Source organism: Halobacteriovorax sp. CON-3 (assembly GCF_043196995.1).
Classification (GTDB): Bacteria; Bdellovibrionota; Bacteriovoracia; order Bacteriovoracales; family Bacteriovoracaceae; genus Halobacteriovorax_A.
On sequence record NZ_JBEBNA010000001.1, the window covers coordinates 1922352 to 1945266 of the forward strand.

A 22915-nucleotide genomic window follows, 5' to 3' on the forward strand; every position below is an offset into this window, starting at 1 on the left:
ATAAAAAAGGCTTCCAGTTGGAAGCCTTTTTTTATATTCTACACGTTGAAACGGAAGTGGATAATATCACCATCTTTTACGACGTACTCTTTACCTTCCATACGAAGCTTTCCGGCTTCCTTAACTTTGGCTTCAGATCCATTAGCAATTAGATCATCGTAGTGATAGATCTCTGCTTTAATGAAACCTCTTTCAAAGTCAGAGTGAATAACACCTGCTGCTTCTGGGGCCTTAGCACCATCTTTGAAAGTCCATGCACGAACTTCTTTAACACCTGCAGTGAAGTATGTACGAAGACCTAGCATATTATAAGCTTCGTGAGTTAGAGTCTCTAAACCAGAGATCTCAATTCCAGCAGCTTCCATAAAGTCTTTCTTATCTGCCTCATCTTCAAGAGCAGCAATTTCAGACTCTAGCTTTCCACAAATTTTGATTGCACGAGAACCTTCTTTCTCAGCAAATTCTTTTACGGCCTTAACATAGTCGTTATCCTCACCAACACTATCTTCATCTACGTTACATAGATAAAGAGTTGGTTTAAGAGTGATTAGGTTTAGATCACGAATAAGTTCAAGATCTTCCTTATCTAGCTCAAGAATACGAGCTGCTAAACCTTGCTCTAAGTGAGCAACTAATTTTTCAAGAACAGGAACTAACATCTTTGCTTTTGAAGAGATTTCTTTATTTTGATTCTTCATCAGCTTTGGAAGGTTTGTTTGCTTTCTTTGCGCAACTTCAAGGTCCGCAAGAGCAAGTTCCATATTAATTGTTTCAATATCATCAACAGGGTTTACTTCACCGTGAACGTGAACAACATTTGGATCATCAAAACAACGAACAACATGAACGATTGCATTTACCTGACGAATATTGCCAAGGAATTGGTTTCCAAGTCCTTCACCTTTTGATGCACCCTTAACAAGACCTGCGATATCAACAAATTCTACAATTGTTGGAATTACTTTTTGTGGCCCAATGATTTCTGCAATTCTTTGCATGCGGATATCACCAACATTTACAATTCCAATATTTGGTTCAATTGTACAAAATGGAAAGTTAGCAGCTTCAGCTGGAGCCGAAGTTAGAGCTTGAAAAATCGTTGATTTACCAACGTTTGGAAGTCCTACAATCCCACAATTTAGGGCCATTATTTTCTCCTGATATTTATTTACTTAAATCTAATAATTGTTTCTTTTTATATCTTTGAATAGCTGTTTTAAAGCCATTTTTTACATAACATTCAACGGCTTTTGAAGCTTTTTCTAAGTAATCGTCAATAAAGTCGGCCTCAGCACCAAAATAACGGCCAAGTACCCAGTCAGAAACACTTCCGTGTTGAGGACGTCCAATCCCCATACGTAAACGTTTAAAATTATTGTGCCCTAATTGCCCGGCAATAGACTTTAGGCCGTTGTGTCCCGCAAGACCACCACCATCTTTAAATGCAATTGTTCCCCACGCTAAATCTAATTCATCGTGGATAACTAAAATATTTTCTGGATCAATCTTAAAGTATTGAGCAAATGGAATAACACTTTCACCACTTAGGTTCATATATGTTTGAGGCATGAGAACATAGAATTTATCTTCATCAGTTTCAAATGAAGACCAAATACCTTTAAACTTCTCTTTAAATGGTAAGTCTTTAATAGGCTTAATGAAATTCATAACATCCCAGCCAATATTATGTCTGGTACCTTTATACTCTGAACCCGGATTGCCGAGTCCAACAATTAAATAATTCATAGGTTATCCGTTTATAAAAATAATGAACTAACAGAGTCGTTATTAAACGTGCGATGAATCGATTTGGCCAATATTTCAGCGGCCGAAACAGATATAATCTTACCGCTCTCACGTGCCTCTTTGCTCAGAGGAATCGTATTTGTCACAAGAACCTTATTTAAAGATTCTGCGTTATTAATTCTTTCAATTGCAGGTCCAGAAAAGATTGGATGAGTAGCACAGGCAACAACACTTCTAGCGCCATTATCTTTAAGTGCATTACAGGCCTCAATCAAAGTTCCCGCCGTATCGATCATATCATCCAGAATAATGCAGTCCTTACCATTTACATCACCAACGATATTCATGGCCTTTGCAACATTCTTACCTGTTCGACGCTTATCGATCATGGCAATGTCACACTTACACTTCTTAGCATAATGACGAGCACGCTCAACTCCACCAGCATCTGGCGAAACAAAGATTGTATTCTCAGTAACTAATTCTCTTTTGATATGGCTTAGAAGTACCGGCGAAGCAAAAATATTGTCGAAAGGAATATTAAAGAATCCCTGAACTTGTCCTGAGTGAAGATCCATTGTAATCACACGATTTGCACCTGCTACCGTGATTAGATCGGCTACAAGCTTTGCCGAGATTGGAGTTCTAGGCGATGCCTTTCTATCTTGGCGGCAATATCCATAGTGTGGAATAACTGCTGTTATCGAAGCTGCCGACGCTCTCTTAAGAGCATCAATCATAATTAGTAGCTCCATTAAGTTATCATTTACTGGCGCACACGTTGACTGAATAATGAAAACATCAGCACCACGAACATTTTGTTCGATTTCACAAAAAGTTTCACCATTGGCAAATTTAATAACTTGGGGGTCTACTAAGGGTACATCTAAGATTTTGGAGATATCGGAAGAAAGTTTTGGATTTGACGTGCCTGATACGAGTACGATCCTTTTCATCACCTTATTCCTTTCTCTTATCCGTGAGAAAATGGCTGGGGTAGAAGGACTCGAACCTTCGAATGGCAGAATCAAAATCTGCTGACTTAGCCACTTGTCGATACCCCAGCAATGTAGATTTGTATGTAATATATAAGCTAGTTTCTTATTTTTGACAAGAAATTTTTAATTTTGCCTAGTTATTCACAGGCCAAAGACGCGATTCGTTGGCCAGAATATAGAATTATCTCCTGATATAGCTTAAAAGCGGTCGTACTTCCGTAAAGTCTTAAACCTTTCTTATTTGTTCGAACACCTTCATACCCGACCCAGATCGTAAAAAGGTCATGGCCGTCATAGCCCACAAAGAGGTTATCAAAACCATTATTTGAAGTTCCCGTTTTACCAAAGAAGTGCTGCTGTCTCAGAGCTGGCTTAACCATTCGTCGAATTGTTGTTTGACTTGGGTCTGCAAGTGATTCATAGACGCCAGATCCGACACTGCACTGAGCGGCCATAAAGTCTTCATATAACTTGAATAATTCGGCCACTGACAATTCAATTGCACCTAAAAGCTGTGCTGGATATTCTGCTAACGGAGTCTTTAAATGAGAAATTTTCTTCTTTAGAATCGCCTCTACTTTATCAAAGCCAATATCGTGAGCAAGTCTTACTACAGGATTATTTAAGGATTCCTGTAAAGCTTGAGAAATTGGATATTCATTCGCAGAAGGCGTATGTGACTCAGAAGGAGTCCACTTACCACTGATAAGATCTAAAGTGATTGGTTTGGTTGAAACCAAGTCGTCGATCTTATAACCTTGCTCTAGATAAATCTGAAAGAGTACTGGCTTAAGTGTTGAACCAACACTGTGGCGTTCATCATTAAAGGCTTTTTCAACATTTCGTTCAAATTTTGAATAGTAGAAACTCTTATGCTTTGCTCCACCAAAGGCTATCTTTACAGCAAGGTTCTCTTCAATTCCCTTTAAATCACGTAAGAGATTCTTTGATGCCATTACCGTTTTAAAAAAACGATATTCACTCAATTTTGGGTCTTTGTTAATTCGAGTTGTTGTTAAATAGATCGCCTCGTAGAATGAATCATTTTGAAAAGCAACTAATTGCTTCTGCCAACTTTGCCACTTCACATCTGACCATTGATAATCAGTGTTCTTATCAAAGAGATCTAGGCTTTGTAATTTATTGAAGATAAAGTCTGCGCGACCTCTCAGTCTATCTGTACGATAGATTGGATGATAATAGCTAGGTCCTTTTAGCATCGAAACTAAGATAGCAGACTCATACGGGTCAAGTTCAGAAATTGGTTTGTTAAAGTAGAGAACGGCCGCAGTGTTTACACCCTTAATCCTGATACCTCCAAGACTTCCCCAAAATACTTCATTGAAGTAGGCTTCAAGAATCGAAGACTTATCAAATTTAAAATCAATATAAACTGCTAGAATAGCTTCTTTAATTTTTCTGCTAAATGACTTTTCATTAGTAAAATAGATATTCTTAACTAATTGTTGAGTTAGAGTTGAACCACCTTGAACGAGGGCCCCGGCCTTAATATCTGCAATAATTGCACGAATAATCGATATATAATCAATTCCTATATGCTCAAGAAAGCGGAAATCTTCAATCCCAATAAGCCCTTTAGAAAGAATGATTGGGATATTGTAGAAATTAATTTTGTACTGAAGGCAACGGTTGTAATTACAATCATTATTACGAACTGAATTTAATTCAAAACTTTCTTTTACACTTAATATTGATTTCTTAGGATCATCAAACTTCTCAAGAAAGACAGAATTAAAACGCTCGTCTCTAGAATTTGCTTTAAAAAAGAGAAAATCACGCTTTTTTACAAAGCTTCCTTCCTCAAAGAGAACAGTCTTAGTATTTGCATCAGGTGCCTTAGGTGAAATAATACGTGTTAAGTCTGCGTCATTTATAGTCTTGATCGAATACATGACACACAGGCCAATTAATCCTATCATCAAGAATAATAATATCTTTAATCGTTTTTTAAACACCTTTGAATACACCTATTTTTTTGACGTTATATAAAGTCATCTTATATTATTTCAGTACAATTTTGTTAAATTATAAAAGGAATAACAACTTATGTTAAAGAACTTAAATAAGGCCGCAATTCTTGCCACGTTAGCAACTTCGACACTGGCACTTCCAATTGATTGGCATGGTGAACTACAAACAGACCTACACTCACTAGGTGATTATAATCGTTCAGTTCAACAAGGTGCTGGACCACTTGATAATGGTGACCAAGCATTTGATATGTCAGATGCAGATCCAGATTCATCTAATTTCCAAACATATATCTTTAAGCTACAGCCAACAATTATCGTTAATGATTCAACAACGATTAATGCTGAGCTAACTTCGGGCTACGGTTACGGTGGAAATTTTGGTGACTCTTCAAATGATGGAAGAACTAAAACTCAAAATCCATTAAACTCTTATGCAAATGCTCGCTACTCTTTCAATACAGTAACAAGTAATCCTGTGAACCTAACTCAGGCCAATGCAGTATTTTATTCTGATACAGCAACATATACAGTTGGACGTCAAAAGTTTAACTGGGGTATGGGTGCAATCTATAATGATGGAAATGCTCCAGGTTCAAGATTTGCTTCAATGAGAGATGGGATCACAATTGATTTCAAAATTGGAAACTTCAAATTCTCACCTTACTACTCAAAGATTAAGGCAAATAACCTGACAAAAACTGGTCGTGTAAAAGAGATGGGAATTTCTCTTCTATATGAAAACCTAGATAAGGAATTCACATTTGGTGCTCTTTACAATAAGAACACTTCTGGATCAGCAACAGGAATTCAAACAGATGTTGATGGTGACACAAACCCAACGGATCTTGGTTCAACTAGTGTGACAATGATTGACCTTTACTTAAAGAAGACTTTTGGTAAGTACACAGTTGAAGCAGAAGTTCCTCTCATGACTGGTGATATGGGTGAAATCTATCCAGGTGTGACAGATACAGAAGTTGATGCAAAGGCATTCCTACTTAATAACACTTACAAATTAAATACAAATCACTCATTCCACTTTGACTTTGGTATGGTTTCTGGTTCAGATGCTGACAACCAAACTTACGGGGCGATGTATTTAAATCCAAACTTTCAAGTTGCAAATATCATGTTCCGTTACAACCTTGCGGCCATTGCTAATACAGACTTAAATGTATTTAATTCTGGAATTGCAAACGCAACTTATGCAAAATTTGCGCATCGTTATGATTCAGGAACTTGGTCTTGGACTAACTCTGTTGTTTGGGCAAAAGCTGATCAAGTTGCAAAAGCTGGTTCAGATGCTATTAACCACGAAAAGAATAAGAGATTCACTGCAAATGCAGATCAAGCAGATGATCTTGGTTTTGAAATTGACTCAAACTTTTCTTATAAGTGGAATACTTCAGTAACTCTAAATGCAAATCTAGGTTACTTCTTTGTTGGAGACTACTACGCATTCTCAAATGCAGCGACTCCTAACGAAACAAATGATACTTACCTAATTTATCTTGGTGCAGACATTAAGTTTTAAGAAATAAAAAAGGCTTCCATTTGGAAGCCTTTTTTTATCGATATGGATTACTCCATGTTGAACTACTTGGTGTTCTTTGCTGCGGTTGCATTAAGTTAAAATTATTATTAAAGTTAGCATTTCCAGCACCTGAAAGATCAAAATTTAACCCTGGTATACCAGAAGAATAAGAAGTATCCGCACCAGTCCAAAGATCAAATGGACTACTAGCTGTTGCTCCAGCTAACTGACTTTGCATAGCATTTAACTTGTAATTACTATAAAGGCCATTAAAGCGACTTAAGATACTCTTTTGTTCATTATAAGCAGCACCATATTTTGCATTATATGATTGATTATAATCCTGATAAGAGTTTTGTTTCCAAGAGCTATACTGGTTATAGATATATGGAAGATAAGTACTTCTAACAGTCATACAATCTTCATAACTACCACCTGATGTACAGTAACTACTTGCAAGGTCTTGAGCATATTGTTGAATATAGTCATCATAAGCATTAAGCTTCGTCATATAGTTTTTACGATCTTTAGAAGCTCTTTGCTGAATACCTTTTAGAATTTGCTGACGTCTCTTAATTGGAGAATTATCACCTGCTCTAATTAGGGCCTCATCACCCCAGTCAGCAAGTGTTCCCTGCTTAAGACGTGTGATACTTCTTTCACTATTATTTTCTGCTTCTTCTACATTTCTCTTATTAGTTCCTTCAAGTTTTACGTGTGAAAATTCTTGAGCAAGAATAATTCCTGATAGAATTTTTCTACCTGAAGTTTGCATATTACCTTCGCGAAGTGCTTCAACAACTTTCTTATATTCAGCACCATTTTCATTTTGACGATTAAATTTAGCAATTACATCATTAATTTTCTCAATCGATTCATTGATTTGATCTTTACGTCTCTCATCTGCTTCGCTATCACCTAGATCTGCATACTCTTTCATTAAGTGCTCTAGCTCGGCCTTCATCGCAGGAAGTAATTCCTTAGAAAATTTATTCATGTGACTTGCGTATTCTTGAAGTAGTTTTTTTCTAGCTTCTTTACTAACACCAAACTTATCACCTTCTTTTACATCTTCAACTGATGGAGAAATATCACTTTCAATCTGCTCCATTCTTGCAACCATTTGATTTACTTCCTCATCAATTAGTTGATGTTGAATTCCAGAAAGAATTCTCGTTAGGTCATCATAATTTCCACCTGAATCACTTCTTAGATTTTTAAGACTTTCAGCTATATCTGTAAGGTTCTTTCCATTACAGGCAGCAATGGCCTCTTCTCGAAGTTCGTATTCATTCGTTTTATTTGCCATAACTTTATGATCTGCTGGCTTTGCATAATCCATACAATTAAACGAAGAATCGCTGAATGAAGTATGTTGAGCAACGTTAGCTAAACCAAATGGCATATCGTTTTTATAGTCAAAGTCCTTATTTGTAGAAGCGATAACTAACTCAGAGTTTCTATTTCCATCAATATCTGGAAGATCAGTATCTAAAGTTACAGGAGGAGCAAGGTGCCCCTTTTCTCTTAATTTTTCAACTGTATAAAAAGATGAATCACCACCAGAGAGATGGGCCATACATTTTTCATATTCTTTTTCAATTGATTGAGTTCCAGCTGGATATTGGCTAGAGTCAATTTTTACATTGAATTTCAAGTAAACATTATTATCAATAGGATTCGTAATTGCTTCGGCGCTTATATCTTTAATACAAGCAGAAACCCTTGTTGGTAGATTTACTAAGATTTTTCCATTAGCAATTGTATAGCTTGGAGTATCTCCTAAAAGAAGTGTCTTCATAAACCCATATGAAACTGCATCACCTCTTCGACATTCAATCGTAGTTGATTGACTCGATGATGAAACTGTTACTGTTCCGGCCGTTGATTGATTTGTACTTCGAGTCCCGCTCGATCCCATACCAGAGAAGACAACCTTTGCCTGTGTAGACGCCAGTGCCAGTGTACAAATTAAAAACTTTAATTGATTTGCCTTTTTCATATATTACCCTACTTAAAGTATCGCTTAAGTCATATCGGATAATTTTTTAAATACTTAAAGGCTAATAACAACTAAGCTGTAATAACAGACACTTAGCTATAACAATAAATTAATATTAGCTTCAATTTCTTGGCCTTCAACGTTAACTTGAGTCCCTTGCCTTTGTTGATTTCGCTCAAGATACTTTAAGTATTCACGATTTCGATCGGCAATTGATTTATTTGTTGAGTTAAGAAGATAGTAAGTTGGTATTTCAATTTCATAACGGTAATCAGAAGTCGTTACTTCAATATACTTTGGTAATGTATATTGCCCGTTATAAGTAACAAAGCTCTTTGGAACGATCGTATAATTTCCATTATCAGTGTTTAGGTCTAAATAGATTAATTGATGATTTTCATTTTTAAATTCACCCTTAATATTATCTAATTGAATCGACCAAACAAATTCACGATTACGTTTTACTAATTTTAAGTTATTACTTCCCTTATATAGAGATGAGTTCATAATATTCTTAAGCTCAGCTTGTTTCTGATCATTATCTGATTTTAGTGGTGACACAGGAGCCTCGCCAACAGACTCCTCATACTCCTTGGCCTTCTTTTCATATTCTTTCTTCTTAACGAGAAAGTTTTTATAGTCCTCAATTAAAGAGGCTTTTTCTTTATTAATAAGATCAGAATTAGATTTGTAATTTGGCTCAATCGCCTTAAAGACTTTATTAAAACCAAGAGAACTATTAAATGTGTAGCTTAGAATAGCGCTCTGTAAAATGTCTTTTGTCATATCTCTACCTAAGAGCTTTTCCACATTATCAAAGGCCGTAACATTTGAGACACCAGACACATTGTATGAAGGGTCATCATAACGAATCACAAGTGACTTTTTGTAGTCCTTCTCATTTTCTGCCGTTATGAACATATATTTAAAATAATTTGTCACAAGATTTTCACTTGTAGCAAACTCTTCATTGGCGCCAACTCTCTTAACAACGACGTGTGCAACGACAAGTTGTTTATCAAGTTCTTTATTAGATGAGTTTCTCATTAGTCCCTCAAGTGAAGGGATCGCTGCGAATACATTTACAGTTAATATAGTTGCCAACAAAGTTATTACTTTCATATATCTCCTAAATTATTCCCCTATATTACCAAAAAAGTATTCTCGTCGTAACAACTAAAACACTGAGTATTTTGGTCAGTCACTATTAAGTGACGAAATTTAAAATTGTGATTATAATTGTTATATACATTAAGGATAATACATGACTAAAACACTTTCATTAATTGCTACTATATTAGTTTTTCAATTCAACACATCTGCAAAGATCATGGACTATAAGACAACACGCCTTAAGTCGACAGGTGGTGCTGGTGTTGCCTCACTCCTTATGGATGAAGCAACTGTTCTAAATCCTGCACCAATTGCATTCTTTAATATGTCGTCAGTCTATTTAGAACAAACTAAAGCTGATAATACAGACCTTAATGATTCACCAATTGGTGATTCAACAAATTATGCCGTTATTGCCTCTGATAGTTCGAAGGCCCTAAAAGGTTCGGTATCTTATGTAAAAGCAAAGAGTGGTGAAGAGAGTTATAAACAACTATCAACTTCATTTGCTTCAACAATTGGTCGTAAATCATCTCTAGGTTTCACATATCAAGATATGAAGCGCGAAGATGTCTATCTTGGAGTGAAAGAGAAGTCAGATTATCAACAAGTAAATATTGGTGTATTTCACGCTATCACTCCTAATTTTTCATTAGGCCTTGTTGCAATGGATCCATTTGAAAAATCACCTAATAATACAAAAGCTGTTTTAGGGATGCAGTATCAATTTCAACAATATATTTCTCTCATGCTTGATGCTGGTGCAAATTATAATGAAGAAATTTCGGAAAATTCATTATGGCGTGCGGCCATTCAGTTTAGAGTCTTAAGTGATTTTTACTTAAGAGCTGGTGTGTATGATGATCAAATTGCTCTTGAATCGGGTTCTGGTTTTGGACTTAGTTGGATTCAACCAAAGCTTACACTAAACTTTGCTATCAGAAATATAAGTCTTGAGGAGTCTGTTGATTTAAAACAAGTTGCACAAGATATCAAAGAAACATCTTTTTCTGTTTCTTATCGTTTCTAAAAGCTGATCATATGGCAACAAAGAAGCCCCAAAACAAATCTAAAGATGGTGAAGAAGAGCTTAACGAAGGTGTAAAGAACGCTTATACTGATCGTTTGAAAACCTTAAAGCTTGCACTCGATTTTGTCGCAAAGAACGACATTCCTCATAGTGTTGAGAAATTCAATCACTACTTAGGAATTTTAGCAGCATATAATCGTACAACTGAAAAACATCTAACGCCAAAGATGTTTGATCCACAAAAAGATATTTCAGAGCTCTTATTGATTAGTCAGGCATATTGGAACCTTGCAAAATCTTATGACAAGAGTCCAAAGCTTCGTAGTGAGTCAATGCGTTGCCTACAACAATTTATTGCCTTTTCAATTGGCTATAAATATCAGCACGCTAATGCCCAAATTGTAAAAAAGTTTTTAAGATCAGGCCAGGCCCATAATAAAAAAGCTTTTCAGCAAGCTTACGATAAAATTAATGTGCGCTCTAAAAATTGCTATTTAGCAACACATGCCTATCCAAATAATGAAGATCTTCTTGATACATTAAGAGGTATCAAACCAACCCTAGCAAAATACAAATTAGGACAAGGATTCATCAATCGCTATTATGAGGTATCACCTCATATTGTTAAGATATTTAAAGAGAATAAATCTTTAGATTTCACTTTTAATAAGTTATTAATTAAACCATTAATTTATTTAATCTATAAAATATTAAGATGAGTGTAGTTAGAAACCTAATCACAAGAGAATGGCTAAAATTTTTCGCTGCTTCGGCAGTGGTTCTACTCTTATTGCTCTCTCTAGGAAATCTCATCTCAGGCTTTTTAAGAGAAAATGTAACGGCAAAAGAAGTTCTTCTGAGTTACTTTATCCAGCTACCAAGCTTCTTAATAAAGGTTATTCCAATCTCGTGTCTGATTGGAAGCTTATTTTCTATTAATAAACTTAAAAGTCGAAATGAGCTGGTTGCCATCTTCGCCGGTGGTTACTCTCGACAAAGCTATCTTAGAGATATCCTGCTAACATCTATTTATATCGCAATTTTTCAATTCATCCTAAGTGCTTATATCAGCCCGTATATTAACTCGAGAAGATTTAGCATCCTTGATAGTCCAGATGAAAAGTTTAGAGTCTTCAAAAAGAAAGGACTCTCTTCTTCCACGATTAAGTCTGGTAAGATCTGGTATAAGTCACCTAAGTATTACTTTGCCTTTTCAAGCTTCGATAAGAAAACCAATACCCTAAATGAAGTAACGATTTATCACTATAATACGGGACGAGAGTTAACGAAGATTGATACTTTCAAAATGTTAAGCTATGACTCTCGCACCGAGAGATGGTGGCCAACAAACGGAACAGGTTATGATGAACTTGATTCACCATCTTTTCCAAAAATAGATATTGTGGAACTGCCTCTTACACTCAATGAAAGTATTGAAGAATTTACTAAAATTGAAGCAGATATCTCAACGTTAACTTTTCTACGACTTTACGACTATATAACCCAGCTAAACAATAATGGCATTAATGTTAATGAGTACCTAGTTATGTTCTATATGCATATTTCCGAAGGACTTATTTGTATTATCTTCGCACTCATTGCAGCAACTAGTATCTTTAATCCAAATCGTCGAAATAGTTCATTTGGGCGCAGTGTTGCCTTTATTTTTATTTTCACAATTCTATACTGGCTAGTGCAATCATATTTTATTGAGCTAGGTAAAAACTTGAAAATTAGTCCGTTCTTAGCGACATTTTCAGTCCCCTTCCTGTTCACCATTGTAATCGTTCTTATCTTCTTTAAAAACAGACGTTTAACGTAAACGATTTACAGCTGAAAGCTGGACTTGTGCGTCGCACACATGCTATAAGAATTCCATGAATAAATCAGAAGAATTTTTAAAAGATTACACTCTAGAAGGTGAAAAGCTAGAGATTTTTACTTACCCAGCACCTGTTCTAAAAAAGGTGGCAGCACCAGTTGAAAAGTTTGACGACGAGCTTAAAAAGCTTTGTAAGGATATGCTTTTTACAATGTACCATGCCCCGGGAATTGGTTTAGCGGCACCACAAATTGGTGTTTCTGATCGCATTTTTGTTATGGATATCGATTTTCATAGCAAAGAAATTACTCGTGCTGACGGGACAAAAGATCAAGAGCTTTCAAATTTTAACCCAAGAATTTTCATCAATCCTAAGATTGAAAAACTTCAAGGTGAAATTCTTTATGAAGAAGGGTGTCTTTCAGTTCCAGGAATTTATGAAGAAGTAAAACGCTCAGAACAAATTCGTGTTACTTATCAAGACATTGAAGGAAACGAACAAGTCTTAGAAGTTGATGGACTTCTATCTGTTTGTATTCAACACGAAAATGATCACCTAGATGGGATCGTTTTTCTTGAAAGACTTTCAACTCTTAAAAGAAACTTCTTAACTAAGAGATATATGAAAAGGGTTAAGGGTAGATAGTGAAAAAACTTAAGGCAGTATTCTTTGGTACACCAGATTTTTCATGCCCAAGTTTAGAACTTCTGGCCAATCACCCACAAATTGAACTTAAACTTGTTATTAGTATGCCAGATAGGCCAGCAGGAAGAGGACAAAAACTTCAATCACCTCCTGTTATTACTTATTGTAAAGACAATAAGATTAAATTCTATCAAACAGAAAATATCAATAAGGATGAAGAGCTTCTAAAGCTATTAGATGAAGTCGATGCAGACTTTTATCTTGTTCTTGCTTTTGCTCAATTCCTTGGCTCAAAAGTATTAAATAAACCAAAATTAGGATGTTTCAATATTCACACTTCTCTACTTCCTAAGTATCGAGGAGCAGCTCCAATTCAATACGCTCTATTAAATGGTGACACGGAAACTGGTGTCTCAATTCAAAAGATGGTTAAGAAAATGGATGCTGGCGATATTGTAAAAGAATCAAAGCTTAATATTGCTTTTGAAGAAACTGGTGGACAGCTTTACACAAGACTTAAGCTTGCAGCATCTTTAACACTTAATGATTTTGTCACTGACATGCTTAATGACGAAGTTACTTCGTATGAGCAAGATGAATCGAAAGTAAGCTTTGCTCCTACTCTTAAGAAAGAAGACGGTCATATCAAGTTTTTAGAAAATGACTTTAATACAATTCATAACCAAGTTAGGGCCCTAAAGCCTTGGCCAGGAACTTATTGTTTCTTAAATGACAAACGCTTAAAAGTTATTGAGATATCTAAGTATGACAATGCTGGACTTAAGCCTGGTGAAGTAAAAGTAGCGGATAATAAAATCTTAGTTGGATGTACTGATTCGACAATAAGACTAAATATGATCCAACTTGAAGGTAAAAAAGCTTGCCGTGATACAGACGCAGTCAATGGCCTTACTAATAAATTCGATAGTTTTAAAATTTCATAACAATATTGCTAAGGGGATTTAGATGCAAACAATTATCTCACCAAGCATTTTAGCTGCTGATTTTACAAACCTAATATCTGATATTTCAGTAATTGAGGATGTAAAAGACCTTTGGCTTCATCTTGATGTTATGGATGGCCACTTCGTACCAAACCTAACATTTGGTATTCCTGTAATTAAACAGATTAAAAAAATCACTAATATTCCACTCGATGTTCATCTAATGGTGACAAATCCAGAGTTCCACTTTGAAGCACTAAAAGATTCTGAAATCGAGAATATTACATATCATTTTGAAATCAATTGTGATCATCACGCATTGATTAAGAAGTATCGCAACAACTATAAAAGCATTGGCCTGTCGGTAAAACCAGCAACAGATATCGAAAGTATCCCACTTGATCTTTTAAAAGAGATCGATCTACTTCTCGTTATGTCTGTCGAGCCAGGTTTTGGTGGACAAAGTTTTATGCCAAATGCTTTGGACAAAATTGCATACCTTAAAAAGATGAAAGAAGAACATAACCTAAAATTACAAATACAAGTTGATGGTGGGATCAATCAAGACACTGCAAAACAATGTCTTGATAAAGGTGCTCACAACCTTGTTGCTGGGTCGTATATTTTCGGCAAGGCCAAGGATCAATATAAAACACAAATAGAGACATTAAGATAAGATTAGACAAAATAGGACGACAAAGATGAAAGAAATAATTATCGATGGCCACAGCCTAAGTGTTGATGACATTTATGAAGTATCATTTGCAAAAAAGGATACAGTTAAAGTTAAACTAAGCGACATCGCTCGTGAAAATATTTTAAAATCAAAAGAGTACGTACAAAATATCGTCGATAAAGGTGAGCCAGTTTATGGTATCAACACTGGCTTCGGTGCTTTATCTGATAAATTTATTGAAAGAGAAGACCTTGCTCAACTACAAGTTAACTTAATCCGTTCACACTGTACTGGAGTTGGAAAACCTTTCTCTAAAGAAGTAACAAAAGCAATCATGCTTCTTAGAGCAAATTGTCTTGCATCAGGATTCTCTGGTGTAACAATTGACGCTATCGAATTATTAATTGAGTTTATCAACAATGATATTATACCAGTGGTACCTGAAAAAGGTTCTGTTGGTGCCTCAGGTGACCTTGCTCCCCTTTCACATATTGCACTAGCACTTATTGGTGAAGGTGAAGTTATTTATGGTGGAAAGGAAGTTCGTTCTGATTTCGCCATTAGAGATATTGGTAGAGAGCCTGTAGTCCTAGGGCCAAAAGATGGGCTTGCACTTATTAACGGTACGGCCGTTATGGCAGCACTTGGTGCAATTGCAATTAAACAATCAGAAAACTTAGTTCGTGTTGCCGATATTTGTGCAGCAACAACTCTTGACGGAGTTCGTGGAACACTTAGAGCATATGATCATAAAATTCACGGACTAAAGCCACATCCAGGACAAATGGCAAGTGCTATTAACGTGAACAATATCATCGCAGGTAGTGAAATCTTAGACTCGCATGTTGACTGTGGAAAGGTACAAGACCCTTACTCACTAAGATGTGTTCCTCAGGTTCACGGTGCTTCAAGACAAACTCTTGCTCACGCAAAAGAAGTTTTAGGAATTGAACTTAACGCTGTTACAGACAATCCTCTTATCTTCTTAGGTGAAGACGAAGTTATCTCAGGTGGAAACTTTCACGGTGAAGCTATTGCAATGGCAATGGATTACTTAGCAATTGGTATAGCTGAACTTTGTAATATCAGTGAAAGACGTGTTGAGAAAATGATGAACCCAACATTCTCTGATCTACCAGCATTCTTAACTCCTGAATCAGGACTAAATAGTGGTCTAATGATCGCACACGTTACTGCAGCAGCTCTAACTTCAGAAAATAAATACCTATGTCATCCAGCAAGTGTGGATTCGGTTCCTACTTCAACAGATAAAGAAGATCATGTTTCAATGGGTGTAACTTCAGGGCGTAAGCTTCACGAAGTAATTGAGAACGCGACAAAATGTTTAGCGATTGAGCTACTATGTAACTCACAAGCTATTGAATTTCATCGCCCTCTTAAATCTTCACCAGCAATTGAAGAGTTAATTTCACACATTAGAAAATCTGTTGATAAAATTGTGGAAGATAGAGTTTTCTATCGTGACATCAATAATATCGAAGCTCTAATTGCTAATGGTGAGTTACTGAGAGCAGTTGAAAAGCATACAGGAAAATTACAGTAATGATCATCTACAAGAATATTAACGAAGTCTTAACTCTTGAAGCGGCCCAAAAAAAAGATGGCCGCAATCTTCTTCCTGAAGATATTTCAATTCTTCACCACGGTGCAATCGTATTTGAAGAAGATGAAATCGTATGGGTTGGTGACAGCGATAGTATTCCTGTAGAGTATCTAAAAAAAGCGAAGCTTGTTAAAGACCTTGAAGGTTATGTAATCACTCCAGAACTTGTCGATTCTCACACACACCTTATCTTTGGTGGTAATCGTGCAAACGAATACCAAATGAGATTAAATGGTGCAGACTATGAAGAAATTGCAAAAGCTGGTGGTGGAATTGTTGCAACTTCAAAAGGAACTAATAATACAAGTGACGAAGAACTACTAAATAGCTGTCGAGACAGAATTAAGAGAATTGCTAGTTACGGTGTAGGAACAATTGAAGTAAAATCTGGTTATTCACTTTCATTTGAAGGTGAAATGCGAATGACAAAGTTAATCGCGCAACTTAAAAAAGAGTTTGCTCCAGATATTCAAATCTTCAATACATTCATGCCCGCCCATGCTATTCCAAAGAATTATGATTCAACACAGAAGTATATGGATGAAATTGTCATCCCTCTTCTTCATGAAGTCGCTCCACTTAATATCATTGATTGTGTGGATATCTTCCATGAACAAGGCTACTTTGATTCAGAAGACGTTAAGAAGCTAGCTCAAGCAGCTCAGGAATATGGCATACCATTAAAAACCCATGCTGATGAATTTAATGACAATAAAGGTGCTATTCTTGCCTGCGAGTTAGGAGCGCTTAGTACTGATCACCTTCTGTGTACAACTGAAGATGGAATAAAGAAATTAGCTGAATCAAAAACAGTAGCAACCGTTCTTCCTGGAACTGGAATCTACTTAGGAAAGCCTAAAGCAGATGCTAAGCAATTAGCTGACGGTGGCTGCAAGCTGGCCATTGCATCAGATTATAATCCAGGATCTTGTCACTGTGACAACTTACTTCTCTTAGCTTCAATCTGTGCCCCAATGTATAAGATCAACATGACTCAGATGTGGGCAGGGATTACTTTAAATGCAGCTGCTGCTGTTGGAAAGTATGACCAAGGCGCAATCATCGAAAGATTTAAGCCTCGTTTTAGTATCTTTAAAACGAATACTATTTCTGAAATTACTTATAATTGGGGAAGAAACCTAGCAGTTGATAAGAACTCTATTTAAGCCACTCGCGAATTTTTTCTTTAAATTCTTCAGAGTTGAAATCTTTCGAGCCTTTTGTAACTTCAACGACGCGGCCATCTTTGTAAACAATTGATACAGGGATGGCAGAAACCATAAAGGCATCTGTTAGCTTACCTTGAGAATCTTTAACAACATCAAAATTTACATTGTATTTTTTTACAACGTCTTTAATCTTCTTTAGTTGCTTTTGACCTTCATCAGAGTTAACTGCAATAATCTTAAGTTTTGGATCTTTAATTTCAGAGCGAAGACTTACTAGACTTGGAAATTCTTCAAGACATGGTGTACACCAACTGGCCCAGAAATTTAAAATAACAACACCCTTAGAAAGCTCTTCTTTTTTATAAGTTTTCCCTTCTGTAGATTTTAAATCCGGACGAACGAGCATTGATTCATAATGTTGAATCTTTTTAACATCCACACCAGCGACCTTGGCAGTTGTAAAACTGTCATCAGTCACAAATAGTGATCCAAGAACTAGTACGCATGCAACTAGTAGGATCTTATATGGAAATTTTTTTCTTTCTGTACTCAACTCTTAACCCCAGTTAGAATGGTATTATACACTTAATTAGGTAAGATTGCACTATGCAAAAAACGCAAGACAAAGAGCTAGAGAAAAAAATTCTTAATCAAGCTGGGCAAACCTTTGTCGAGTTCATCTTTTTACTTGTTATCTTAATCGGTCTATCCGTCACACTTCTAAAGGGAAGTAACTTCTTTTTAGCTAAACAATGGGAAATTGCAATCAACAGCATTGCGCGTAATTACCCAGGCCATAATCCCGGTGTAAAATTAACTGAATAGCTTTTTACTATAAATTAACTCTTATACTGGAGTAAAAATGTATATTTTATCTTTAGACCAAGGTACTACAGGTACTACTGCTACTATTATCGACGCTAAAACTTTTAAGTTTGTTGATAAAGAAAATCAAGAATTCAAACAGTACTTCCCAGACACAGGTTGGGTTGAACACGATCTCGATGAAATTTGGAAGAGCGTAAAGAGCACCGTTCAAAGTGTTCTTAAAAGAAATAATATTGATGCCAAAGATATTGCCTCGATTGGAATTACTAACCAAAGAGAGACAACTTGTGCCTTTAACCGCAAAGGTGATGCCTTGGCCAAGGCAATCGTTTGGCAAGATCGTAGAACAGCAGATTTCTGTGAAAGCATGAAGGCCCAAGAGGACAATTTCAAAAAAGTTACTGGTCTTCCACTTGATCCATATTTTTCAGGAACGAAAATGCATTGGTTATTAAATAATAACCAATACGTTAAAGAAGCCTACAAGAATCATGACCTACGATTTGGAACAATCGATACTTTCCTACTTTATCGTCTAACAAATGGTGAAGCATATAGAACAGATGTATCCAATGCATCAAGAACATTACTTATGTCACTTGATACATGTAATTGGGACGCAAATCTCTGTGAAGCTCTAGGAATAGATCAGACATGCTTACCAGAAGTATGTGAATCTATCTGTGACTTTGGAAAAACAAAAGGCCTAGACTTTCTTCCAGACGGAATTCCTATTAATGGAATACTAGGAGATCAACAAGCTGCACTCTTTGGCCAAGCTTGTTTCACAAAGGGAACAGGAAAGTGTACCTATGGTACTGGTGCATTTATGCTGGTTAACACTGGTGAAGAAAAAAAATATTCTGAACACGGCCTTCTAACAACAGTTGCTTATAAGTATCAGGGTAAGACTTATTATGCTCTTGAAGGCTCTTGCTATATTGCAGGGGCATGTGTTCAATGGCTTAGAGATAATCTTCAAATCATTGATAATGCAGCTCAAACAGAAGATAAAGCGAATGCTATTAAAGATCTAAATCAAATTAAAGATCTTATATTACTTCCATTCTTTACAGGGATTGGCTCACCATATTGGAAACCGCATGCAAAAGCGGCATTAATTGGAATGACACGCGCAACGGATACGAATGATATTTGTCGTGCTGCTCTTGAGGGAATTGCTTTAAGTATTAATGATCTAATTAAGGCCATGAAGAGCGACATGGGAAGCGATCTTGAAGAATTCAAAGTGGATGGTGGTGCTGTTGCAAATAATCTCTTAATGCAAATTCAGGCCGATATCTCGGGGATCAATGTTACGAGACCAAAGGTTATTGAAACGACTTCTTATGGTGCAGCTTTAGCTGCTGCTATTGGCGCAGGTCTAATGTCTATTGATGATGTAAGTAAGCAATGGGAAAAAGAATCATTCTTTGAATCTTCAACAGCTAATTCTGAATACTTCGATTATAAAAAGAATCTTTGGAATAGATATATTCAAGTAAATTTTTAAATATACTAGGGGCTAGTCCCCTAGTACTTTAAATATATCTGTAACTTTTCTAACTGGAATAATTTTTAATTTTGATTTCTTAGAGTAATCTTTTGCAACCTTTGGAGAAGCCACAAGGGTCTTATAATTGAGTTGTTCCATTTCCTTAATTCGCATCTCCATATGAGGAACTGTCCTAACTTCCCCAGTAAGTCCCACTTCTCCTAAGAAAACTGTATCCTTAGGAATTGGTTTAGACTTATATGAACTTAAAAGAGCTGCAATGATACTTAAGTCTGACTCTCGAGTCGTAAGCTTCATACTTCCAACAACATTGACATAAATATCATTCATGCCCATCGGAATATTTGCATACTTTTCAATTATTGCAACCATCATAGCAACTCGATTATTATCAAGTCCTTGAGTTGTACGACGTCCATTACCAAATTTATTTTCAGCAACGAGAGCTTGAACCTCAACAAATAAAGGTCGCGTCCCCTCCTTAATACAAGTTAAGCTTTTTCCAAAGCTATCTTCTAAATCGTCATCCAAGAAGAATTGTGATGGATTCTTAACTTCATTCAGTCCATCTTCTTGCATTTCAAAAATACCTACTTCATTTGTATTTCCAAAACGGTTTTTAATAGCTCTTAGCATCCTATAGTGACCAAACTGATCACCTTCAAAGTAAATAACCGTATCTACCATGTGCTCAAGAATTTTAGGACCAGCAATCGCACCATCTTTTGTGATATGGCCAACAACAAAACAAGTAATTCCTGTTGCTTTAACATGATTCATTAACTCGTAAGTAACCTCACGAATTTGAGAAACTGTTCCCGGAGGAGATTGTAACTCACTTGAAGTTGTCGTTTGAATCGAATCTAAAACCATAAAACGTGGTTTAATTTTTTTGATTTGATTTAGAATATTTTGCCAATTTGTTTCGTTATAAATATAGAATGAATCATTTTTAAGGCCCATACGTTTTGCACGTCCAGCAACCTGTCCCTCACTTTCTTCACCACTAACATAAAGAAAGCTTTGATCATTTTGCTGACCTGAAAGTTTTGAAAGCATTTCTGTAAGTAGTGTCGATTTACCAATACCGGGTTCACCACCAATTAAGATAAGAGAGCCTGGAACTAAGCCTCCACCTACGACTCGGTCAAATTCACCGATGCCAGTACTTACACGGTTGTATGTTTCAACTTCGATTTCCTTTAGCTTTTTTGGTGCTGTTTCACCAACGGCCTTAACTTTTATACTTTCTTGGACAGGTGAAAAAGTTTCTTCGACAAAACTATTCCACTCGCCACAGTCAGTACAACGTCCCATCCACTTTGCAGTTTGAAATCCACAATTTGAACATTCAAAAACTTTTTTACTTTTCTTGGCCATTAATCAATCATTCCCATTACTTCATCTTCTGACTTTATCGTAATTCCTAAATCTAGTGCCTTCTTATATTTAGAAGACCTAGCTTCAGTTTCATTTGTAAGAAGAATATCAGTGTTCTTGCTAACAGAACCAACAGGTGTTCCACCTGCGGCCTTAATATCTTTTTCGATATCACTTCTTTTTCGTGATAGAGAACCAGTAATACAAATTTTTAATCCAGCCAATCCAGAGCCAACTTCTTCTTCTAATACTTCAAAAGTGAAACCAAGAGCTTGTAGATTTTTAATTAAATCTTTCTTTTCTTGTAATGAGTTTACAAAAGTTGTGGCAGACTTTTCTGCAAATCCTTCAAGAGTTGCAAGCTCATCTGCATTCATATTTAATAGTTTTTCTATTGAATCAAAACCACCATGAACTACTTTTTCACATTTATTATAGGCACCACCTGTAATTCCTAGAGCTGAAATAAATGTAATTAGATCTGCCTTCTTTGATCCTTCAATACTTGTAAGAAGTTTTGTGGCCAATTTATCTTTCACTTTATCAAGTGTTAGTAACTGATCCATTTCTAGCTTATAAAGATCTTCAATTGTTGTTACTAACTTCTTACGAATCATCTCTTCAAGACGTTTAGAGCTTAGATCATCAATACCAATTTTTTGAATAAAGTTTAATATCGCTTCTTTAACTTGAGCTGGACAAGCAGGGTTCTTACAAAAGAGACGAATGTCTTCGATGACGACTTTAGACTCGCAACTTGGACAACATTCTGGAATTAAAAATTCATTTTGAGACTCTTCAATTGTCTGAAGAAATTTAGGAATAACTTCTCCACTTCTAATTATTTCAATCTTATCCCCTGCTTTTAAATTATGCTGTTTAACCATTCCATAATTATGCAGAGTCACGCGAGAAATGACAGCGCCACTAATAGAAACAGGCTCAACTTCACCTACAGGAGTTAAGATACCATTTCGAGATACTTGCCATGTAATTGAATTAAGAGTTGTTTGTACCGTCTCTCCTTCAAATTTAAAGGCCATCTTATAACGTGGATGATGAGCTGTTTCTCCAAGTTCTTCATGTAGCTTTATTTCATTGTAGACAAAAACAAGCCCATCAATCAGATAATCTCCATTGGCCATAAAGTCTTTGGCATCATCAATCGCAACTTCATAATCTTTCTTTGTATGCATGAGAGTATATTCAAGAATATCGAAATCTTCTTTCTTGAGTGTTTCATACTTCTGACTTTCTTTTTCGAAATCTAGGCCAATTAGATCAAAGGCCTTAAAATTGATATAAGAACATAGACTGATATTTTCTTTTCTACCCACTAGACCTGCGACAATATTTCTTTGAGATGAAGGTCTCTCTAATCCTTGAGCAACCATTGTTTCTGAAAGGTGAAAAAAAGATTGTTCATCACAATACATCTCACCTCGAATTTCTATTCTATCCTTAATAGAAATCGATCCTGGAACACCTTTCATCCATTGAACTTTTTGCGTGATATTTTCACCGTAAGTTCCATCGCCTCTAGTCTTAGCTAACACTAGGTGTCCGTCTTCATAGATAAGAGAACAAGAGACACCATCAACTTTATAAATTCCTAAGACTTCGTATTTCTTGGCCCAAGAAATTAGCTCATCGACTTTATAGGTTTTACCAAGTGATAACATTTTCTTGTCGTGCTTTACTTTATCAAGTGAAGTGATTGTTGAACCAACAAGATTGAGAACTGAGTTTTCTGGATCTAATTTTCTTAACTCATCTTCTAATTTGTCATATTCAATATCTGTAATTTCTGGTTTTCCAGCATAGTACAATGCCTTATGGATCTTGATTTGATCGGCCAATTCTTTTATACGTTTCATGTTCTTTCTCTACTAA

General features: G+C 35.9%; 20 protein-coding genes and 1 tRNA gene. 11 read left to right on the plus strand and 10 right to left on the minus strand.

Annotated elements, in window-relative coordinates; all coding sequences use genetic code 11:
- Positions 1-38: 38 nt before the first annotated feature.
- The 5 genes from ychF to ABMA72_RS09195 form a co-directional block, all read right to left on the minus strand.
- Complete coding sequence (gene ychF / locus ABMA72_RS09175) at positions 39-1148, minus strand: redox-regulated ATPase YchF (RefSeq protein ID WP_392861453.1); 1110 nt, start codon at positions 1146-1148, stop codon at positions 39-41.
- Positions 1149-1164: 16 nt separating this feature from the next.
- Complete coding sequence (gene pth / locus ABMA72_RS09180; protein ID WP_392861451.1) at positions 1165-1746, minus strand: aminoacyl-tRNA hydrolase; 582 nt, start codon at positions 1744-1746, stop codon at positions 1165-1167.
- An 11-nt stretch (positions 1747-1757) separates the two neighbouring features.
- On the minus strand, positions 1758-2705 hold the full coding sequence (locus tag ABMA72_RS09185) for a ribose-phosphate diphosphokinase (protein ID WP_392861450.1): 948 nt from the start codon (positions 2703-2705) through the stop codon (positions 1758-1760).
- A gap of 29 nt (positions 2706-2734) precedes the next feature.
- Positions 2735-2810, minus strand: a tRNA-Gln gene (locus ABMA72_RS09190).
- A 71-nt stretch (positions 2811-2881) separates the two neighbouring features.
- Positions 2882-4684 (minus strand): transglycosylase domain-containing protein, encoded by a 1803-nt coding sequence (locus ABMA72_RS09195; protein ID WP_393056867.1) that lies wholly within the window; start codon positions 4682-4684, stop codon positions 2882-2884.
- Between the two features lie 127 nt (positions 4685-4811).
- On the opposite strand from ABMA72_RS09195, the gene ABMA72_RS09200 reads away from it, so the two are divergent.
- The gene (locus ABMA72_RS09200) at positions 4812-6272 is read left to right on the plus strand and encodes a hypothetical protein (RefSeq protein ID WP_392861448.1); all 1461 of its coding nucleotides are present in this window, start codon (positions 4812-4814) and stop codon (positions 6270-6272) included.
- Positions 6273-6306: 34 nt separating this feature from the next.
- Here ABMA72_RS09200 and ABMA72_RS09205 read toward each other — a convergent pair whose 3' ends face one another.
- Both ABMA72_RS09205 and ABMA72_RS09210 read right to left on the minus strand, forming a co-directional pair.
- A complete protein-coding gene (locus ABMA72_RS09205; RefSeq protein WP_392861446.1) occupies positions 6307-8274 on the minus strand; it encodes a hypothetical protein in 1968 nt (655 codons plus the stop codon).
- A gap of 96 nt (positions 8275-8370) precedes the next feature.
- Positions 8371-9396 carry a hypothetical protein gene (locus ABMA72_RS09210; RefSeq protein ID WP_393056869.1) on the minus strand — a complete coding sequence of 342 codons (1026 nt, stop codon included), beginning with the start codon at positions 9394-9396 and terminating at the stop codon, positions 8371-8373.
- A gap of 142 nt (positions 9397-9538) precedes the next feature.
- On the opposite strand from ABMA72_RS09210, the gene ABMA72_RS09215 reads away from it, so the two are divergent.
- From ABMA72_RS09215 to hutI, 8 genes are read left to right on the plus strand one after another with little or no spacing between them, the layout of a single operon-like run.
- Positions 9539-10417 (plus strand): hypothetical protein, encoded by an 879-nt coding sequence (locus tag ABMA72_RS09215; protein ID WP_392861443.1) that lies wholly within the window; start codon positions 9539-9541, stop codon positions 10415-10417.
- Positions 10418-10428: 11 nt separating this feature from the next.
- Positions 10429-11136, plus strand: coding sequence for a hypothetical protein (locus ABMA72_RS09220; RefSeq protein ID WP_392861442.1), 708 nt, complete (start codon positions 10429-10431; stop codon positions 11134-11136).
- Positions 11133-12239, plus strand: a complete 1107-nt coding sequence (locus ABMA72_RS09225) for an LptF/LptG family permease (RefSeq protein WP_392861440.1) — start codon at positions 11133-11135, stop codon at positions 12237-12239. The genes ABMA72_RS09220 and ABMA72_RS09225 overlap by 4 nt, the downstream gene beginning before the upstream one ends.
- Before the next feature lie 55 nt (positions 12240-12294).
- Complete coding sequence (gene def, locus ABMA72_RS09230) at positions 12295-12885, plus strand: peptide deformylase (protein ID WP_392861439.1); 591 nt, start codon at positions 12295-12297, stop codon at positions 12883-12885.
- Positions 12885-13829, plus strand: a complete 945-nt coding sequence (gene fmt / locus ABMA72_RS09235; RefSeq protein ID WP_393056871.1) for a methionyl-tRNA formyltransferase — start codon at positions 12885-12887, stop codon at positions 13827-13829. The genes def and fmt overlap by 1 nt, the downstream gene beginning before the upstream one ends.
- A gap of 22 nt (positions 13830-13851) precedes the next feature.
- On the plus strand, positions 13852-14505 hold the full coding sequence (gene rpe, locus ABMA72_RS09240) for a ribulose-phosphate 3-epimerase (RefSeq protein ID WP_393056873.1): 654 nt from the start codon (positions 13852-13854) through the stop codon (positions 14503-14505).
- 25 nt (positions 14506-14530) lie between these two features.
- A complete protein-coding gene (gene hutH / locus ABMA72_RS09245) occupies positions 14531-16069 on the plus strand; it encodes a histidine ammonia-lyase (protein WP_392861436.1) in 1539 nt (512 codons plus the stop codon).
- Entirely contained in the window at positions 16069-17295 is a 1227-nt protein-coding gene (gene hutI / locus ABMA72_RS09250) for an imidazolonepropionase (protein ID WP_393056875.1), read from the plus strand. The genes hutH and hutI overlap by 1 nt, the downstream gene beginning before the upstream one ends.
- Here hutI and ABMA72_RS09255 read toward each other — a convergent pair.
- Entirely contained in the window at positions 17288-17851 is a 564-nt protein-coding gene (locus ABMA72_RS09255) for a TlpA family protein disulfide reductase (protein WP_393056877.1), read from the minus strand. The two genes, hutI and ABMA72_RS09255, sit on opposite strands and share 8 nt — an antisense overlap.
- A gap of 53 nt (positions 17852-17904) precedes the next feature.
- Here ABMA72_RS09255 and ABMA72_RS09260 point away from each other — a divergent pair, with 53 nt between their 5' ends.
- Both ABMA72_RS09260 and glpK read left to right on the plus strand, forming a co-directional pair.
- The gene (locus ABMA72_RS09260) at positions 17905-18123 is read left to right on the plus strand and encodes a hypothetical protein (RefSeq protein ID WP_392861433.1); all 219 of its coding nucleotides are present in this window, start codon (positions 17905-17907) and stop codon (positions 18121-18123) included.
- A gap of 37 nt (positions 18124-18160) precedes the next feature.
- Positions 18161-19639: a glycerol kinase GlpK gene (gene glpK, locus ABMA72_RS09265; RefSeq protein WP_392861431.1), complete on the plus strand. Its 1479-nt coding sequence runs from the start codon at positions 18161-18163 to the stop codon at positions 19637-19639.
- Positions 19640-19651: 12 nt separating this feature from the next.
- Here the strand turns inward: glpK and radA are convergent, their stop codons facing one another.
- Both radA and ligA read right to left on the minus strand, forming a co-directional pair.
- Positions 19652-21022, minus strand: coding sequence for a DNA repair protein RadA (gene radA / locus ABMA72_RS09270; protein WP_392861429.1), 1371 nt, complete (start codon positions 21020-21022; stop codon positions 19652-19654).
- Positions 21022-22899 (minus strand): NAD-dependent DNA ligase LigA, encoded by a 1878-nt coding sequence (ligA, locus tag ABMA72_RS09275; protein ID WP_393056879.1) that lies wholly within the window; start codon positions 22897-22899, stop codon positions 21022-21024. Before ligA ends, radA begins: the two co-directional genes overlap by 1 nt.
- Between the last annotated feature and the right edge of the window lie 16 nt (positions 22900-22915).

What these genes read in the sequence shown, in the direction of transcription:
- ychF (WP_392861453.1), bottom strand. Translation starts at nt 1,148, where the DNA reads ATGGCCCTAAATTGTGGGATTGTAGGACTTCCAAACGTTGGTAAATCA.
- pth (WP_392861451.1), bottom strand. Translation starts at nt 1,746, where the DNA reads ATGAATTATTTAATTGTTGGACTCGGCAATCCGGGTTCAGAGTATAAA.
- ABMA72_RS09195 (WP_393056867.1), bottom strand. Translation starts at nt 4,684, where the DNA reads ATGATAGGATTAATTGGCCTGTGTGTCATGTATTCGATCAAGACTATA.
- ABMA72_RS09200 (WP_392861448.1), top strand. Translation starts at nt 4,812, where the DNA reads ATGTTAAAGAACTTAAATAAGGCCGCAATTCTTGCCACGTTAGCAACT.
- ABMA72_RS09205 (WP_392861446.1), bottom strand. Translation starts at nt 8,274, where the DNA reads ATGAAAAAGGCAAATCAATTAAAGTTTTTAATTTGTACACTGGCACTG.
- ABMA72_RS09210 (WP_393056869.1), bottom strand. Translation starts at nt 9,396, where the DNA reads ATGAAAGTAATAACTTTGTTGGCAACTATATTAACTGTAAATGTATTC.
- ABMA72_RS09215 (WP_392861443.1), top strand. Translation starts at nt 9,539, where the DNA reads ATGACTAAAACACTTTCATTAATTGCTACTATATTAGTTTTTCAATTC.
- ABMA72_RS09220 (WP_392861442.1), top strand. Translation starts at nt 10,429, where the DNA reads ATGGCAACAAAGAAGCCCCAAAACAAATCTAAAGATGGTGAAGAAGAG.
- ABMA72_RS09225 (WP_392861440.1), top strand. Translation starts at nt 11,133, where the DNA reads ATGAGTGTAGTTAGAAACCTAATCACAAGAGAATGGCTAAAATTTTTC.
- def (WP_392861439.1), top strand. Translation starts at nt 12,295, where the DNA reads ATGAATAAATCAGAAGAATTTTTAAAAGATTACACTCTAGAAGGTGAA.
- rpe (WP_393056873.1), top strand. Translation starts at nt 13,852, where the DNA reads ATGCAAACAATTATCTCACCAAGCATTTTAGCTGCTGATTTTACAAAC.
- hutH (WP_392861436.1), top strand. Translation starts at nt 14,531, where the DNA reads ATGAAAGAAATAATTATCGATGGCCACAGCCTAAGTGTTGATGACATT.
- hutI (WP_393056875.1), top strand. Translation starts at nt 16,069, where the DNA reads ATGATCATCTACAAGAATATTAACGAAGTCTTAACTCTTGAAGCGGCC.
- ABMA72_RS09260 (WP_392861433.1), top strand. Translation starts at nt 17,905, where the DNA reads ATGCAAAAAACGCAAGACAAAGAGCTAGAGAAAAAAATTCTTAATCAA.
- glpK (WP_392861431.1), top strand. Translation starts at nt 18,161, where the DNA reads ATGTATATTTTATCTTTAGACCAAGGTACTACAGGTACTACTGCTACT.
- radA (WP_392861429.1), bottom strand. Translation starts at nt 21,022, where the DNA reads ATGGCCAAGAAAAGTAAAAAAGTTTTTGAATGTTCAAATTGTGGATTT.
- ligA (WP_393056879.1), bottom strand. Translation starts at nt 22,899, where the DNA reads ATGAAACGTATAAAAGAATTGGCCGATCAAATCAAGATCCATAAGGCA.